Origin of the sequence: Chachezhania antarctica, from assembly GCF_003646465.1 — a bacterium.
Taxonomy (GTDB): domain Bacteria; phylum Pseudomonadota; class Alphaproteobacteria; order Rhodobacterales; family Rhodobacteraceae; genus Chachezhania; species Chachezhania antarctica.
The window spans coordinates 101,736-117,031 of sequence record NZ_QZEX01000002.1 but is presented as its reverse complement, the minus strand read 5'-3'; the positions used below and the strand labels follow the sequence as shown (position 1 = coordinate 117,031).

Below are 15,296 nucleotides of genomic sequence, written 5' to 3'. Positions count from 1 at the left end.
ACAGATGCTGGTCCGTCAGCCCAGCAGGCGGCGGACTTCGGCGGCGGTGGCTTCCGCCGTGATGCCGAACTTTTCGAACAGGACCTCTGCCGGGGCCGAGGCGCCGAAGCTGTCCATGCCGATGAAGGCGGCCTTGGCCTCGCGGCCGCGTTCGCCCAGAAGCCAGCGATCCCAGCCCTGGCGCACGCCGGCTTCGATGCCCACGCGCACCGGCCCGCCGGGCAGGACGCGCTTGCGGTAGGCTTCGTCCTGTGCCGCGAACAGTTCCATGCAGGGCATGGAGACGACGCGGCAACCGATCCCGTCGGCCTGCAGCAGGTCCCGCGCGGCCATGGCGACCGACACTTCCGAGCCGCTCGCGATCAGGATCGCCTGTCGCTTACCCTCGGAATCGGCCAGTACGTAGGCGCCTTGCGCCGACAGGTTCTTCGCCTTGTGCTGGGTGCGCACGATGGGCAGGTTCTGCCGCGTCAGCGACAACACGGCCGGCGTTTCGGTCGAGGTCAGCGCCAGCTCCCACGCTTCGGCCGTTTCCACGGTGTCGGCAGGGCGGAAGACATGCAAGTTGGGGGTCGAGCGCGAAATTGCCAGATGCTCGACCGGCTGGTGGGTCGGGCCGTCTTCGCCCAGTCCGATGCTGTCATGGGTCATGACGAACACGGTCGGGATCTTCATCAGGGCTGCCAGCCGCATCGGCGGGCGGGCATAATCGGTGAAGGCCATGAACGTGCCGCCATAGGGACGCACGCCGCCATGCAGGGCCATGCCGTTCATCGCGGCGGCCATGCCGTGTTCGCGGATGCCGTAATGGATGTACCGGCCCTTGCGGTTTTCCGGCCCGAAGATCTCCATGTCGCCCGACTTGGTGTTGTTCGAGCCCGTCAGGTCGGCGGACCCGCCGACGGTTTCCGGCAGGATTGGGTTGACGACCTCCAGCACGGATTCCGAGCTTTTGCGCGTGGCCATCGCGTGGCCGGATTCCGAGGCCTGCTTCTTCAGCGCGCGGATCGTGGCGGTGACCTTCTTGGGCAGTTCGCCCGCATAGATCCGCTTGAACTCTCCCTGGCGGCGTTCGGAGACGCTGGCCAGCCGTTCTTCCCAGTCGGCCCGGGCGGCGGCGCCCTTCTTGCCGATCTCTTCCCAGGCGGTCTTGATGTCGCCCGGGATGTCGAAGGCGGCGTGGTTCCAGCCATAGGCGGCCTTGGCGTCTGCGATCAGCTGTGCATCGGTCAGCGCGCCGTGGCCTTTCGACGTGTCCTGCGCGGACGAGCCGATGGCGATATGCGTCTTGCAGGCGATCATCGTGGGCATGGCCGATTTCCTGGCCTTGGTCAGCGCTGCGTCGATGGCTTCCGGGTCATGGCCGTCGATCTCGAACACTTCCCAGCCCGAGGCACGGAACCGCGCGACCTGATCGGTGCGGCAGGCCATGTCGACGGTGCCGTCGATGGTGATGTTGTTGTTGTCCCAGAGCACGATCAGCTTGCCCAGTTCCTGGCGGCCGGCGAGGCTGATCGCCTCCTGGCTGACGCCTTCCATCAGGCAGCCGTCGCCGGCGATGACATAGGTATAGTGATCGACCAGCTTCGCCCCGAAGCGCGCGCGCTGCACTTCCTCGGCAATCGCGAAACCGACCGAATTGGCCAGGCCCTGGCCCAGCGGGCCGGTCGTGGTTTCGATGCCCGACGCATGGCCGTACTCCGGGTGACCGGCGGTCTTCGAACCCCACTGGCGGAAATTCCTGATTTCCTCCAGCGTGATGTCCGGGTTGCCGGTCAGATAGAGCAGCGAATAGAGCAGCATCGAGCCATGGCCCGCCGACAGGATGAACCGGTCACGGTCGGGCCAATGCGGATCGGCCGCATCGAATTTCAGGTGGTTTTCGAACAGCACCGTCGCGACGTCGGCCATGCCCATGGGCATGCCGGAGTGGCCGGAATTGGCCGCGGCCACGGCGTCGAGCGTCAGGGTGCGGATCGCGGCGGCCTTCATCCAGTGATCGGGATGGGCGGTGCGCAGGGCGTTCAGATCCAAGGGGGCATTCACGGGGCTCGTATCCTTCGGGTCGGGTCAGACAGGTCGAAGTCGCAGCCGTCCCGCAGACCTTGCGGACCGGGACCGGGCTACCGCCGCTCAATATCACCCGCACCCCAAAGTTCAAGCGAGCGGGCCCCCGCCGATGCGCTTTCTACGTGCCTGATGCACCAAGTGCTTGAAACCAAAGGGGAGGCATTTTTTCACAGCATTCGGTAGAGTAGGTGGACCGGACGGGGGCAACGATTCGCCCTTCGTTTCGGGCAGGCCGGAGGAAACCGGCCGCAACTGGGGTTGAGAGCAGACACGACGCTCGGGAAGGTGGAACGGGCATGAGCCAGATCGAGGACTTGCAGGGCCGTCTGACGGCGGCGCTGAACCGTATCGGCCAGGGGCTCGATACGATGGACGCGACCAGCGGCGAGGGGCCGATGAAGGCGCTGGAAAAGGCGTTGGACGAGGAAAGGCTTGCCAACACGCAGCTGGAAGAGCGACTGGAGAGCCTGAAGACGAAGCACGGCGAGGACATCGAGACGCTGCGGGCCGAACTGGACCGCACGGCCGAGGTCGAACGCCTGCAGGCCGAGCTTGCCGCGCAGTCCGAGGCGATGGCGAAACTCGACATGGACATGCAGCGGCTGCGCATGGCGGGGGAGCAATTGCTGACCGCCAGCACCGCGCTGCGCGAAACGGAAGGCGGCGCGCCCGAGGTGGCGAACCTGATCAACCGCGCGATGCTGGCCGAACTGGAACTGCTGCGTGCAACCCGCGCCGCCGACATGGCCGAGGCCGGCGCCCTGCTGGCGCGGCTGGAACCGCTGCTGGAGGCGAAAGGCGAGGCAACAGAGGCATCGGAGCCCGGCACGACCGATGGGTCCAACGTGCAGCCGCTGACCTCGGGAGGGATGAACTGATGCCGGAAATCACGATCGAGATCGGTGGCCGTGGCTTCGACGTGGCCTGTCAGCCGGGCGAAGAGCCCTTCCTGAGATCCGCCGCCAAGATGCTGGACGACGAGGCGCAGGTGCTGTCGGACCAGATCGGGCGGATGCCCGAGGCGCGGATGCTGCTGATGGCGGGGTTGCTGCTGGCCGACAAGACGGCCGCGGTCGAGGACCGGATCAAGGATGTCGAGGCGCAGCTTGCGGCCCGCGACGCGGAACTGGAAAAGCTGAAATCCGCCCCGCCGCCCGAGCCTGTGAAGGTCGAGGTGCCGGTGGTCCCGGAAGAGGCGGTCAAGGGGCTGGCGGCAATGGCAGACGAGGCCGAGAAGCTGGCCGGTCGCCTGGAAGCGCGGATCGAAGCCGAAAAGTCCTGATCCGGACAGCAATGTCGGAAGGCGCCGGTCAGCGCCTTCCCGCAAGCATCACGCGTTGGCTTCGCGGATCTTTTCGGCGGCGTCCTTGTCGTAGGACACGCCGCTTTCCTCAAACAATGTGTCGAGCTCGCCCGACAGCGTCATCTCGGTGATGATGTCGCAGCCGCCCACGAATTCACCCTTAACGTAAAGCTGGGGGATCGTCGGCCAGTCGGAGAAGTCCTTGATGCCCTGACGGATCTCTTCGTCGGCGAGCACGTTCACGTCGGCGAATTCGACGCCCATGTAGTTCAGAACACCTGCAACGCGTGAAGAAAAGCCGCACTGGGGCATGGATTTGGTGCCCTTCATGAAAAGCACCACGTCGTTGGATTTGACGGTCTCGTCGATCCGGGTCTTGGTGTCGGTCATTTTTGTTGCATCCTCGGTACTGGGTTGCGCTTGCGGCGTGTCGGGAATTTCACCCGAACACATAAGACGCCTTCAGCCCCGGGGCAACCATGCGGCCTATTCGGATCGTGCCGCAACAGCCACGGGCGGAAGATCATAGCCGGGCGCGGAGGCATCGATCGGAAACCGGGCGCGGTTGTTCCCGGCCGGGCCGAAAAGATACCAGCGGCGCAGTTCCAGCCACGCGGCGCGCAGGAAGATCGCGGCGAAGGGCAGGAGAAGCAGGATCACGATGTAATGCGATTCCCCTCCGGTCATCGACTGGAAGGCGAGGGCGGGGCCATCTGTCATGGCGGCAAACCTTTTTTCTGGGGGTGTACCGATAACTTAGGTGGCGCCGACGTTGTCACAAGACCCTTCTGGTTGTGACGCAGCGTTCTGAAAATTGTTTTCCGGATCCCGGTCCCGGTCAGGGCGCGGCCCGGGCATCCGCCGTCATGCGCGTTCGGAGACGTCTTCCGGACGGATCGGCGCGGAGGGATCGTTCCGGTCGTATTCCGGCCCGAAGGGGGCGCGGGACGACCGGGCGCGACGGAAGTAGCCTTCGGCAACCGCGCCGAACACGGCCAGCAGCAGGACGACACCGATGATATGGATCGCCTGGGTCATTCAGGGACCCGCGTGGTCAGCGCCAGCGCGTGAAGCTCGCCATGGGATCCGTCCATCTTGCCCTGCAGGGCCTTCATCACCGCGCGCTGCTGCTGCACGCGGTTCTGGCCGCGAAAGCTTTCGTCGACGACTTCGGCGGCGTAATGATTCCCGTCGCCTGCCATATCGGTGATGGTGATTTTCGCCTGCGGAAAGCTGGCGCGGATCAGGTTTTCTATTTCATGGGCTTGCATGGCCATGATGTCTGCTCCGTTTTGTTCCACCGAGAGATATGATGCCAGCCCGGCCCGTGCAAGCCAAGGGCGGTCTGCCATTTTCGGGGAGTGCCCGTGAGGCACCGCCGGCGCGCCGCGGTCGGCCCGCCCGCCCAGCCCCCGTCGGATCCCGCTGGCGCGGGATCCTCCTTGCCGATCGCGGCGCGCCGGCTGGGTCGGATCAGCGGTGCGCCAGGCTGACGGCCTCGGCAAAGGCGGTGCGATAGGTCGCGGACAGCTCGGCCAGCGGCGCCTCGCTGCTGCCGAAACGCACGGTGTCGCCGCCGAACCGGCCCACCGAGTGGATCGGCACGCCGGCCCGCGAAGCGTTGATCATCAGCGCCTCGGCCGCGTCGAAATCGGTTGTGACGAGGTAGCGCGCCTGGTCTTCGCCGAAAAGGAACGCGGTGTCGGCGCTGTCGAGCTGCACGCCGATGCCGGCCGCCTGCGCCATTTCGAACGCGGCCAGCGCCAGCCCGCCATCGGACAGGTCGGTACACGCCACGATGAAGGCCGCGTTGTCGCGGATGAAATCGCCGTTGCGCTTCTCGGCCTCCAGATCGACATGGGGCGCGTCGCCGTCTTCGCGGTTGAAGACCTCGGCCAGAAGGGCCGACTGGCCCAGATGGCCTTCGGTGTCGCCGATCAGGAGCGCCATGTTGCCTTCGCGGGGCGTGAAGCCGATGACCTCGTCCGCGTTGGGGATCAGGCCCACCGCGCCGATGGTCGGCGTGGGCAGGATCGGCACCCCGTCGGTTTCGTTGTAAAGCGACACGTTGCCCGACACGATCGGCATGTTCAGCGCCGTGCAGGCGGCCGTGATGCCCTTGATGGCGCCCACGAACTGGCCCATGATCTCGGGCTTTTCCGGATTGCCGAAGTTCATGTTGTCGGTCGTGGCGAGCGGCAGGGCGCCGACGGAGCAAAGGTTCCGCCATGCTTCGGCCACCGCCTGTGCGCCGCCCATTTCCGGGTTGGCGCGGACATAGCGGGGGGTCACGTCCGACGTGAAGGCCAGCGCCTTGGTCGTGCCGTGCACTCGCACGACGCCCGAGCCCTGGCCGGGCGTGCGGACCGAATCCGCCATCACCGTGCTGTCGTATTGTTCGTAGACCCAGGCCTTCGACGCATAGTTCGGCGTCGCGATCAGCGCCTTCAGCCCGTCGATCCCGTCGATGCCCGGCACGTCGGCCAGCGGCTCGGCCTGGGGTGTTTCGACCCACGGACGGTCGTATTCGGGCGCCGTGCCCGACAGCGCCTTGAGCGGCAGATCGGCCTTCACGTCGCCGCCATGCATGACAAGGAACCGGTCCTCGGCAATGGTTTCGCCCACGATCGCGAAGTCCAGGTCCCACTTGTCGAAGACGGCCTTGGCCTCGGCCTCCTTCTCGGGCCTCAGCACCATCAGCATACGCTCCTGGCTTTCCGAGAGCATCATTTCGTAGGCCGTCATCGCCTCTTCGCGGACGGGCACCAGATCAAGATCCAGCCGGATGCCCAGATCGCCCTTGTCGCCCATCTCGACCGCGGAACAGGTCAGGCCCGCGGCCCCCATGTCCTGGATCGAGATCACGGCGCCAGTGCGCATCAGCTCCTGGCAGGCCTCCATCAGGCGTTTTTCAGTGAAGGGGTCGCCGACCTGAACGGTGGGGCGCTTTTCCTCGATCGTCTCGTCGAATTCGGCCGATGCCATCGTCGCACCGCCGACACCGTCGCGGCCCGTCTTGGCGCCAAGGTAGACGACCGGCATGCCCACTCCGGACGCGGCGGAATAGAAGATCTTGTCGGCATCCGCCAACCCGGCAGCGAAGGCGTTCACAAGGCAGTTGCCGTCATAGGCCGCGTGGAACCGGACCTCGCCCCCGATGGTGGGCACGCCGAAGGAGTTGCCGTAGCCGCCCACGCCCGCCACGACGCCCGCCACCAGAGACGGCGTTTTCGGATGATCCGGCCGCCCGAAGGAAAGAGAGTTCATCGCCGCAATGGGCCTCGCGCCCATGGTGAACACGTCGCGCAGGATGCCGCCCACGCCCGTCGCCGCACCCTGGTAGGGCTCGATATACGAAGGGTGGTTGTGGCTTTCCATCTTGAAGACGACGGCCTGACCGTCGCCGATATCGACCACGCCCGCATTTTCACCGGGTCCGCAAATCACCTGCTTGCCCGTGGTGGGCAGGGTGCGCAGCCATTTCTTGGACGACTTGTAGGAACAATGTTCGTTCCACATCGCCGAGAAGATACCCAGTTCGGTGAACGAGGGCGGACGGCCGATGATGTCGAGGATCCGTTGATATTCGTCGGGCTTCAGCCCATGGCTTGCGATCAGATCGTCGGTGATGGCCGGTTCCTGCATGAATGTCCCCCAAGACAAGTGCGGCTCTCTTTACGACAGGGCCGCAACCGGGGGAAGGGGGCGGGGACGTGTTCCCGGGCGGCCGTGCCGAGAAGTCCGCAGTTCTGCGCCGGTTAGGATGGTGCGTGGGGACCACGCACCCTACGGATACAGCAAGCGGTGCATTTTCAATAAACAGGGACGGCCGCAAACCGCATCGGGTCGGACCGGGCGTAGGGTGCGTGGTTTCCACGCACCGTTCCAGGTGGCCGCCCAAATACAAACACGCCCCGACGGGAAAACCGGTCGGGGCGTGCGTGTGTCTTGCAGCTGGCCCGGCCCCCGCGCGGGGCGCCGGCCACAGCCAAGCGTTACTTGTCCTCGGACGCCTGGCGCGCGGATTCGGCGGCTGCGGCCTGGATGATCGTTTCCTTGTCGGTGTCGGCCTCGTAGCCTTCCGGCAGGGCGACATGGACCTGACGGCGGGCGAACTCGATCCCGTTCTCCTCGAACGCCTTGATGACCTTGTTGTACACTTCCTTGCGGATCGTGAACTGGGTCCCCGGTTTCGCGGTGAACTTGCCGCGGATGATCATGCCGACATCGTCGAAGTCGAAGACGCCCTGGCTCTTGAACGTGTCGATAAGCCCTTCGGACGCGACGGGATCTTCCTGAAGCTCCTTGCCGATCTGCTTGAAGAGCTTCTTGATCTTGTTGGGATCGGTGCCGAAGGGAACGGTGAACTTCAGCTTCATGATCACCCAGTCGCGGCTCATGTTGGACACTTCGGAAATGTCGCCGAAGGGCAGCGTCTGGAGGATACCCCGGTGGTGGCGCAGCTGCATGGACCGGATAGAGATCTTTTCGACCGTGCCCATGGTGGAGCCCACGACGATGTATTCGCCGATCCGGAACGCGTCGTCGATCAGGAAGAAGATGCCGCCGACGATGTCGGAGACCAGTTTCTGCGCCCCGAAACCGATGGCCAGACCAAGGATACCGGCACCGGCCAGAAGCGGCGTGATGTCGATGCCCAGGTTGCCGATGGCCAGAAGCGCGAACAGCACGATGATGCCGGCCTGCGCGATAACGCGCATCAGCGGCAGCACCGTGGCCAGACGCGAGGTGCCCTGACCGCCGCCTTCGCCGCCCGCGCCAGCGTGTGCATCCGGGTTCTCGCCGCCTTCTTCCAGCGTCACGGAATCGGTCTGCTCACGTGCCAGCAGACGGTTGATGTAAAGCGACACCGCCTCGTACACGATGAAGCCCACGGCCGCCGTCAGCAGGAAGTTGACGAAATGCGCGACAGGCCCGACACCGCCCGAGAACGAGATCAGCTGCATATCCCACGTGCCGGTGATGATCATCAGCACGAGGATGACCATGATCGTGCGACCGATGCGGATATAGGCCAGCTTGGACGCGCGGTAGGCCTTTTGGGCCACGATACCATGGCCCGTCATCGGCGGTACCATGTGTTGGACGACACCGCGGATCACGGTATCCAGTGCCGGCAGGATCACCAGCCAGAACAGCGTGACATAGGTCGCGCCGGCGGCCAGCAGGTCAAGCGCGCCGAAGCCGAAGGCCAGCGTGGTCACGACCCAGATGAAGATGTCGACGCCGATGATCCAGTAGGGATAGGCGATGGCCATCTTCTCGTCGAAGGCGGTCCGGTCGGGATCGGTGCCGCGGATGATGTCGCTCAGACCTTCGCGGGCGGTCCAGGCGATGAAGACAAGGTAAAGCTGAACGGCGAGGTTCATCCAGTAGCTCAGCGAAATGCCGTCGCCGCCGTGGGCGCCGAATGCCGCGTTCACGGCCGGGATGAACAGCGTCAGCCCCATGAGCCCCATCAGGATGGTCAGGTTGCGCTGCAGGAACTTGGCCCAGCGGTCCGAGCAGTTGACGAGCCGCAGCTCGGGAAATTTCGGGGCGAACACGAAACGGGTCAGCGTGGCGCTCAGGCGCGGGACCATGATCATGTACAGAAGGAACGGATGCGCGATTTCAAGGCCGACCTTGCTGTGCAGGTAGACAGAAACGGTCCGGGCCACGACGAAGAACACGATCAGCCCGAAGAGCTGCCGGAAAAGACGGCGGGCCAGGTACAGGATCGAATCCCGAAGCGTATCGCCGGCGGGCGGGGCGACATTGCCCTGCCATCTCTCCATGAGCTTGCGGGCGCCAAGCTCGGCCGCGAAGCCGATGGCCAGCGAGATCGCGGTCATCCCAAGCATCGTCCAGATGCCCACGGGGCCAAGCTGGGCGTGCATCTGCGCCAGCACACCGCGTTCCATCGCAATCAGCGTGCCGAAGCCCGTCAGCGCGGCCACGATCGGTGTGATGAAGGCCTGAACGACAAGATTGACCTTCTGGAAGAAGGTCAGGGGCGGTGCCGTTTCGGCGTCGGCGGCCGCGACGGCATCGAGCCGTTCCAGCAGCATGGACCGGACTTCGTCGTCCGACATCCGGGCAACCATCGCATCGACGGCTTCCTTGCTGAGCGGTGTGTCGGCGGCCGGTGCAGCGACATCGGAGCCGGCGCCACCCGGCGCGAGCGAGGCCGCGCCCAACTGCGCATGGCTCATGGTGGTGGAGGCGAGGACGGCAAAAACAATGCCAAAACATAAAATCAGCGCGCGCAACATGGTGAGTGGCTCCCGGTTGCTGGATGTGAACAAGGGTCATCCGTTTCCCGGATGATGAAAATATCGTTACCCGGCCACATCTGCGCACGCCAGCCGGAACATCCCCGAGCCCCGGAACAGTTGGCGACTGCATTTTCCGGGCCACAGGATACGGGAAGGCGTTCGGCCAAAAAAAAGGCCGAGCACTAAGCTCGGCCGAAGTCCAACAGGGAGGTATGAAGAAGGGCGGGGATCCCGACCACCTTCGAGAGCCGATTTATGCGGCAAGACCCCCCATTTCAAGCGTAATTCGCGGGCAGTTTGGCAATCCAGATATGCGCCTCGCGCATGGCTCGCTTCGGGTATCGCCGTGGTCGCTCGGCATGCGCGTTTCGGCGGGCAGGAATTGCATCGGGAACGATGACCATTTGCCGGTGATGCGTTGCGGTGCGTGGGGACCACGCACCCTACTGGGCGTCGGAATCTGATCACCGTCGGGGGAACCTTGGCCTTTGGGCGCGTGGTTCCCGCGCGCCGACCCCCGCGACCTGTCGAGTGTTACGGCTCAGATCTGGCCCATCTGGCGCAGCTGCTTGCGGTGCTGGATGATCTCGTCCTGCACGAACTCACGGAAGGCGGCGATGCGCTGGGACTGGCGCAGCTCCTCGGGGTAGGCGAGGTAGACGGGCACCTCGGCCGACTCGATCTGCGGGAAAACGCGGACAAGGTGGGGGAAGTCCTCGATCAGGTAATCGGGCAGCACGCCGATCCCCAGATCGTTCAGCACCGCCTGCAGCACGCCGAAATAATTGTTCACCGTCAGCAGCGAATGCGGATTGTAGGTCAGCACGTGCTGGATCATCGCGGCGCCCGCGCTCACCTGCGGGGTGGCGGGATTCTGGCAGATCAGGCGGTGATGTTCGATATCGTCGAGCTCTTCCGGCGTGCCGTGCTTTTCAAGGTACGAAGGCGAGGCATAGACCCGCATCTGCACCACCATCAGGCGCTTGCGGACAAGGTCGGCCTGGCTGGGCTCCTTCATGCGGATGGCCACGTCGGCCTCGCGCATGGGCAGGTCCATCACGCGTTCCTCCAGCATGAGGTCGACCTTCATGTCCGGGTACAGCTCGTAGAACTTCCCCAGACGCGGGGCGAGCCACAGCGTGCCGAAGCCCGTCGTCGTCGTCACCCGCAATTCGCCGAAGACTTCATCCGCGCTGTCACGGATTCGCGCCCATGCGGTATCGAGCCTGCGGGACATGGATTTCGTGGCGTCGAACAGCAGCTCGCCCTGCTCCGTCAGGATCAGCCCGCGGGCATGCCGGTGGAAGAGCGTGGCGTTCAAACCCTCCTCCAGCGCGCGGATCTGGCGACTGACCGCCGATTGCGACAGGTTGAGACGCTCACCCGCATGGGTCAGGCTGCCCGCATCCGCGACCGCGTGGAAAATTCTGAGCTTGTCCCAATCCATCTTTGCACTTTCGATCTGCGGCGGTCGTCTTACATAATAGGTGTGATAGTTCACCGGCAAGCAACAGTTGAGCGGAACTTGTAACAACCGCGTCCGTTTATCGCGCCTCGACAGGTCAACTTCTTTGACCTATCGTGCCATGCTAAGCGGACAGGAAGACATCCGACACTGTACCGACATGGGGAGGTGACCGATGAGTACTCAAAAGATTTCGCTGAACGACCGGTTCGATATCGAGAAAAGCCCGGTGCTGCTGAATGGCACCCAGGCGCTGGTCCGGCTGATGATTACTCAGAAAGCCCGCGACCGCGCAGCCGGGCACAACACTGCAGGGCTTGTCACGGGCTACCGCGGATCGCCGCTGGGCGCCGTTGACATGCAGATGACGCGGGCTGCCAAGCAACTGGCGGAAAGCGACGTCACGTTTCAGTATGGCTTGAACGAAGATCTCGCCGCGACGGCCCTTTGGGGCTCGCAGCAGGCGGAACTGCGCGGTGAGGGCCGTTTCGATGGGGTCTTCGGGCTGTGGTACGGGAAGGGGCCGGGCATCGACCGGTCGGGCGATGCGTTCAAGCACGCCAACATGGCCGGCACCTCGCCCTTGGGCGGCGTTCTGGCCGCGATGGGCGATGACCATACCGGCGAAAGCTCCACCGTGCTGCACCAGTCGGAATGGGCGCTACTGGATGCCTACATGCCGATCGTCAGCCCCGCCGGCGTTCAGGAAATTCTTGATTACGGCCTCTATGGTATTGGCCTGTCGCGATATTCCGGTCTGTGGGTCGGGCTGAAGACGATGAAGGACACGATCGAATCCACCGCCGTGGTGGATGGCGATCCGTTCCGGATGAAGCTGCAGACACCAGAGATGGAGATGCCCGAGGGCGGCCTGAACATTCGGCTGGTCGATTCTCCCGTCGATCAGGAAGCGCGCATGATCGACTACAAGCGCTTCGCGGCCGAGGCGTATTCCCGCGCCAACGGCATGGACAAGCGCATGTGGGGCAAGCCCGGGGCCAAGATCGGCTTCGTGGCGGCGGGCAAGAACTGGCTCGACCTGCTGCACGCCATGAGCCTGCTGAACATCGACGAGAACGAGGCGGAGCGCCTTGGCATCACGCTCTACAAGATCGGGCAGACCTTCCCGCTGGACATGCAGAGCTTCCACGACTGGGCCGAAGGGCTCGACCTGATCGTGGTGGTGGAAGAAAAGCGCAAGCTGATCGAGGTGCAGATCAAGGAAGCGATCTTTGACGACCGTCGCGGCCGCCGCGTGTACGGCTGGTACAAGGGCGGGGCCGGCGGGATGCACCGGGAAGAGCTGTTCCCGACACGCTATGCGCTGGATCCGATCTGGATTGCCGAAAAACTGGGCGGTATCCTGAAGGAAGAAGGCCGCGACACCGAAGGCCTGCGCGCGGGGCTGGCCTCGCTGGAAGACGCGCGCCGGGCCGACAATGCCGAGGAGATCGCGACACGGCTGCCCTATTTCTGTTCGGGTTGTCCGCACAACACGTCGACAAAGCTGCCCGAAGGCAGCCGCGCCTATGCCGGGATCGGCTGTCACTACATGGCGCAGTGGATGGACCGCGAGACGCTGGGCTATACCCATATGGGCGCCGAAGGGGCGAACTGGATCGGCGAGGCGCCGTTTTCGAAAACCCCACACGTGTTCCAGAACCTGGGCGACGGGACGTACAACCACTCGGGCATCCAGGCGATCCGCGCGGCCTTGGCGGCGGGGACGAACATCACCTACAAGATCCTGTTCAACGATGCCGTCGCCATGACGGGCGGGCAGGGCAACGAAGGCGGGCTGACCGCCGACCGGATCGCCGCTGAAGTGACCGCGGCGGGCGTCAAGCATCTGACCGTGGTCTATGACGAGAAGGAAGATGTCGATTTCGATGCCTTCCCCGAAGATATCAAGATCCGCGAACGCGCCGACCTGATGGACGTGCAAAAGTCGATGACCAAGGTCGAAGGCGTGTCGGTGATCCTCTATATCCAGACCTGTGCCGCCGAAAAGCGGCGGCGTCGGAAACGGGGGACGTTCCCCGATCCCGATCAGCGGGTCTTCATCAACACCGATATCTGCGAAGGCTGCGGCGATTGCGGCGTGCAGTCGAACTGCGTGTCGGTCGTGCCGGTGGAAACCGAACTGGGCCGCAAGCGGGCGATCGACCAGTCCTCGTGCAACAAGGACTTTTCGTGCCTCAAGGGCTTCTGCCCGTCTTTCGTGACTGTGCATGGCGCCACGCCGAAGAAGGCCGCAACGGCCGAGATCGACCTGCCGGACCTGCCCCAGCCCACGCTGCCGGGGATAAACGGCACCTTCAACGTCATCATCACCGGTGTCGGCGGGACCGGCGTCGTGACCATCGGTGCCGTTCTGGCGCAGGCCGCGCAGCTGGATGGCAAGGGGGCCGCGATGATGGAGATGGCAGGCCTCGCCCAGAAGGGCGGCGCGGTGCATATCCATTGCCGTCTGGCGGAAAAACCGGATGATATCAGCGCGGTACGCGTCGCGACGGGCGAAGCGGACGCGCTGATCGGCGGCGATCTGGTGGTGTCTGCCGGGGCCAAGACCCTTGGCCTGACGCGCACGGGCCGCACCGGCGCGGTGATCAACAGCCACGAGATCATCACCGGCGATTTCACCCGCGACACCGAATTCGCGCTGCCGACCGACCGTCTGACCGTGCAGCTGGAAGCCCGCCTGCGGGAAAACCTGCAATTGTTCGATGCCTCGGAACTGGCCGGGGCGACGATGGGGGATTCCATCTATTCGAACATGATGCTGTTCGGCGCGGCCTGGCAGCAGGGTCTGATCCCGATCAGCCACGAAGCGATCCTGAACGCCATCGAACTGAACGGCGCCGCCGTCGACCGCAATAAGCGCGCGTTCGAGATCGGCCGCTGGGCCATGGTTCACCCGGACGAAGCCAAATCGTTGTCGAAGCCCAACGTGGTGCAGTTGCCCGCGTCGCTGGAAGACAAGATTTCGTTGCGCGAACAGAAGCTTATCACCTATCAGGGCAAGGGGCTGGCCAAGCGCTACCGCAAGCTGGTCGACAGTGTCGAACACCCGGAGCTGAAGGAAGCCGTCGCCAAGGGCTATCACAAGCTGCTGGCCTACAAGGACGAATACGAGGTCGCCCGCATGTTGCTGGAAAGCCGCGACAAGGCGGCCGAGCAGTTCGAGGGCGATTTCTCGATGGAATTCCACCTCGCACCCCCGACCTTGCCCGGCAGTGACTCAGACGGGCGGCCCAAGAAGCGGAAGTTCTCGGAAAAGCTGATGCCGATGTTCCGGGTCTTGGCGTCGATGAAGAAGCTGCGCGGTACGCCGCTCGACCCGTTCGGCTACGCGTCCGAGCGCAAGATGGAACGCGCGCTGATCAAGCAGTACGAAGCCGACATGGCCGACATCCTGCCCAAGGTCACCGACGCGAACCGCGAGATTGCCGTGGCGTTGGCCGCGCTCCCGCTCGACATCCGCGGCTACGGCCCGATCAAGGTCGCGAACGAGGCCAAGGCCGCGAAAAGACGGGAAGAATTGCTTGCGGCCTTCCGCTCCGGCGGGTCCGATCTGGCGAAGGCGGCCGAGTAATCTTTTCGTGTGGAAGGGGAGTGCCCCTTAGAATTCATTTGCCAACAGGGGACCGTCCGTGTCATACGGGCGGTGCAAACTGACTTTCGAGACCTGTTCCTATCCGGCCAGCCTATCGACGTTTCAGCTGCCGGGTCGCCGCATACTGTGGGCGACACATAACTAAGGAATTGTCTCAGATGGCAAATGGCACCGTGAAGTGGTTCAACCCCACCAAAGGCTTCGGCTTCATTGAACCCGAGCAAGGTTCGCGCGACGTTTTCGTTCACATCTCGGCCGTGGAACGCGCTGGTCTGACCACGCTGAAGGACGGCCAGGCCGTGACCTTCGACCTGGAAAAAGGCCGCGATGGCCGCGAGTCGGCGTCGAACCTGGCGCTGGCGTAAGCCTTGGGGTTCCAGGCGGTATTAACTGCCTGGTAACCACAGTGATTTAGCCTGACAGGTCTTAGGGCCTGCCTCGGGCGACGGAACCGGCAGACCAGCGTCTGCCGGTTTTTTCGTGTCCGGATGCCGATCTTTTGCGCGCGCGCCGTCGCGCAGTGTCATATTCCCGTCATCGTCACTTTGCAAAAGGGCGGGCCGG

General features: G+C 64.2%; 12 protein-coding genes. 4 read left to right on the top strand and 8 right to left on the bottom strand.

What is annotated here, in order from left to right:
- Positions 1-15 precede the first annotated feature (15 nt).
- Positions 16-2,034: a transketolase gene (tkt, locus tag D4754_RS04360; protein WP_121061710.1), complete on the bottom strand. Its 2,019-nt coding sequence runs from the start codon at positions 2,032-2,034 to the stop codon at positions 16-18.
- Positions 2,035-2,366: 332 nt separating this feature from the next.
- Here tkt and D4754_RS04355 point away from each other — a divergent pair, with 332 nt between their 5' ends.
- Entirely contained in the window at positions 2,367-2,948 is a 582-nt protein-coding gene (locus tag D4754_RS04355) for a coiled-coil domain-containing protein (RefSeq protein ID WP_205589580.1), read from the top strand.
- On the top strand, positions 2,948-3,352 hold the full coding sequence (locus tag D4754_RS04350; RefSeq protein WP_121061709.1) for a cell division protein ZapA: 405 nt from the start codon (positions 2,948-2,950) through the stop codon (positions 3,350-3,352). Before D4754_RS04355 ends, D4754_RS04350 begins: the two co-directional genes overlap by 1 nt.
- A gap of 48 nt (positions 3,353-3,400) precedes the next feature.
- On the opposite strand, the gene grxD is transcribed toward D4754_RS04350, so the two are convergent.
- From grxD to D4754_RS04320, 7 genes are all read right to left on the bottom strand, one after another.
- Positions 3,401-3,763 carry a Grx4 family monothiol glutaredoxin gene (grxD, locus tag D4754_RS04345; protein WP_121061708.1) on the bottom strand — a complete coding sequence of 121 codons (363 nt, stop codon included), beginning with the start codon at positions 3,761-3,763 and terminating at the stop codon, positions 3,401-3,403.
- Between the two features lie 96 nt (positions 3,764-3,859).
- The gene (locus D4754_RS04340) at positions 3,860-4,093 is read right to left on the bottom strand and encodes a hypothetical protein (protein WP_121061707.1); all 234 of its coding nucleotides are present in this window, start codon (positions 4,091-4,093) and stop codon (positions 3,860-3,862) included.
- 144 nt (positions 4,094-4,237) lie between these two features.
- Positions 4,238-4,411 (bottom strand): hypothetical protein, encoded by a 174-nt coding sequence (locus D4754_RS23835; protein ID WP_163025773.1) that lies wholly within the window; start codon positions 4,409-4,411, stop codon positions 4,238-4,240.
- The gene (locus D4754_RS04335; protein ID WP_121061706.1) at positions 4,408-4,650 is read right to left on the bottom strand and encodes a BolA/IbaG family iron-sulfur metabolism protein; all 243 of its coding nucleotides are present in this window, start codon (positions 4,648-4,650) and stop codon (positions 4,408-4,410) included. Before D4754_RS04335 ends, D4754_RS23835 begins: the two co-directional genes overlap by 4 nt.
- Positions 4,651-4,846: 196 nt before the next feature.
- Complete coding sequence (purL, locus tag D4754_RS04330) at positions 4,847-7,018, bottom strand: phosphoribosylformylglycinamidine synthase subunit PurL (RefSeq protein ID WP_121061705.1); 2,172 nt, start codon at positions 7,016-7,018, stop codon at positions 4,847-4,849.
- A 350-nt stretch (positions 7,019-7,368) separates the two neighbouring features.
- Entirely contained in the window at positions 7,369-9,588 is a 2,220-nt protein-coding gene (locus D4754_RS04325) for a mechanosensitive ion channel family protein (RefSeq protein WP_240453750.1), read from the bottom strand.
- 604 nt (positions 9,589-10,192) lie between these two features.
- Complete coding sequence (locus D4754_RS04320) at positions 10,193-11,098, bottom strand: LysR family transcriptional regulator (RefSeq protein WP_121062216.1); 906 nt, start codon at positions 11,096-11,098, stop codon at positions 10,193-10,195.
- Between the two features lie 193 nt (positions 11,099-11,291).
- On the opposite strand from D4754_RS04320, the gene D4754_RS04315 reads away from it, so the two are divergent.
- Together D4754_RS04315 and D4754_RS04310 are read left to right on the top strand one after the other, a co-directional pair.
- Positions 11,292-14,711, top strand: coding sequence for an indolepyruvate ferredoxin oxidoreductase family protein (locus D4754_RS04315; RefSeq protein WP_121061703.1), 3,420 nt, complete (start codon positions 11,292-11,294; stop codon positions 14,709-14,711).
- Positions 14,712-14,890: 179 nt separating this feature from the next.
- Positions 14,891-15,097, top strand: a complete 207-nt coding sequence (locus D4754_RS04310) for a cold-shock protein (RefSeq protein WP_121061702.1) — start codon at positions 14,891-14,893, stop codon at positions 15,095-15,097.
- Positions 15,098-15,296 lie beyond the last annotated feature (199 nt).

Excerpts from the sequence above, each read along its gene's own strand:
- D4754_RS04355 (WP_205589580.1), top strand. The coding sequence starts at position 2,367 with ATGAGCCAGATCGAGGACTTGCAGGGCCGTCTGACGGCGGCGCTGAAC.
- D4754_RS04350 (WP_121061709.1), top strand. The coding sequence starts at position 2,948 with ATGCCGGAAATCACGATCGAGATCGGTGGCCGTGGCTTCGACGTGGCC.
- grxD (WP_121061708.1), bottom strand. The coding sequence starts at position 3,763 with ATGACCGACACCAAGACCCGGATCGACGAGACCGTCAAATCCAACGAC.
- D4754_RS04340 (WP_121061707.1), bottom strand. The coding sequence starts at position 4,093 with ATGACAGATGGCCCCGCCCTCGCCTTCCAGTCGATGACCGGAGGGGAA.
- D4754_RS23835 (WP_163025773.1), bottom strand. The coding sequence starts at position 4,411 with ATGACCCAGGCGATCCATATCATCGGTGTCGTCCTGCTGCTGGCCGTG.
- D4754_RS04335 (WP_121061706.1), bottom strand. The coding sequence starts at position 4,650 with ATGGCCATGCAAGCCCATGAAATAGAAAACCTGATCCGCGCCAGCTTT.
- purL (WP_121061705.1), bottom strand. The coding sequence starts at position 7,018 with ATGCAGGAACCGGCCATCACCGACGATCTGATCGCAAGCCATGGGCTG.
- D4754_RS04325 (WP_240453750.1), bottom strand. The coding sequence starts at position 9,588 with ATGAGCCATGCGCAGTTGGGCGCGGCCTCGCTCGCGCCGGGTGGCGCC.
- D4754_RS04320 (WP_121062216.1), bottom strand. The coding sequence starts at position 11,098 with ATGGATTGGGACAAGCTCAGAATTTTCCACGCGGTCGCGGATGCGGGC.
- D4754_RS04315 (WP_121061703.1), top strand. The coding sequence starts at position 11,292 with ATGAGTACTCAAAAGATTTCGCTGAACGACCGGTTCGATATCGAGAAA.
- D4754_RS04310 (WP_121061702.1), top strand. The coding sequence starts at position 14,891 with ATGGCAAATGGCACCGTGAAGTGGTTCAACCCCACCAAAGGCTTCGGC.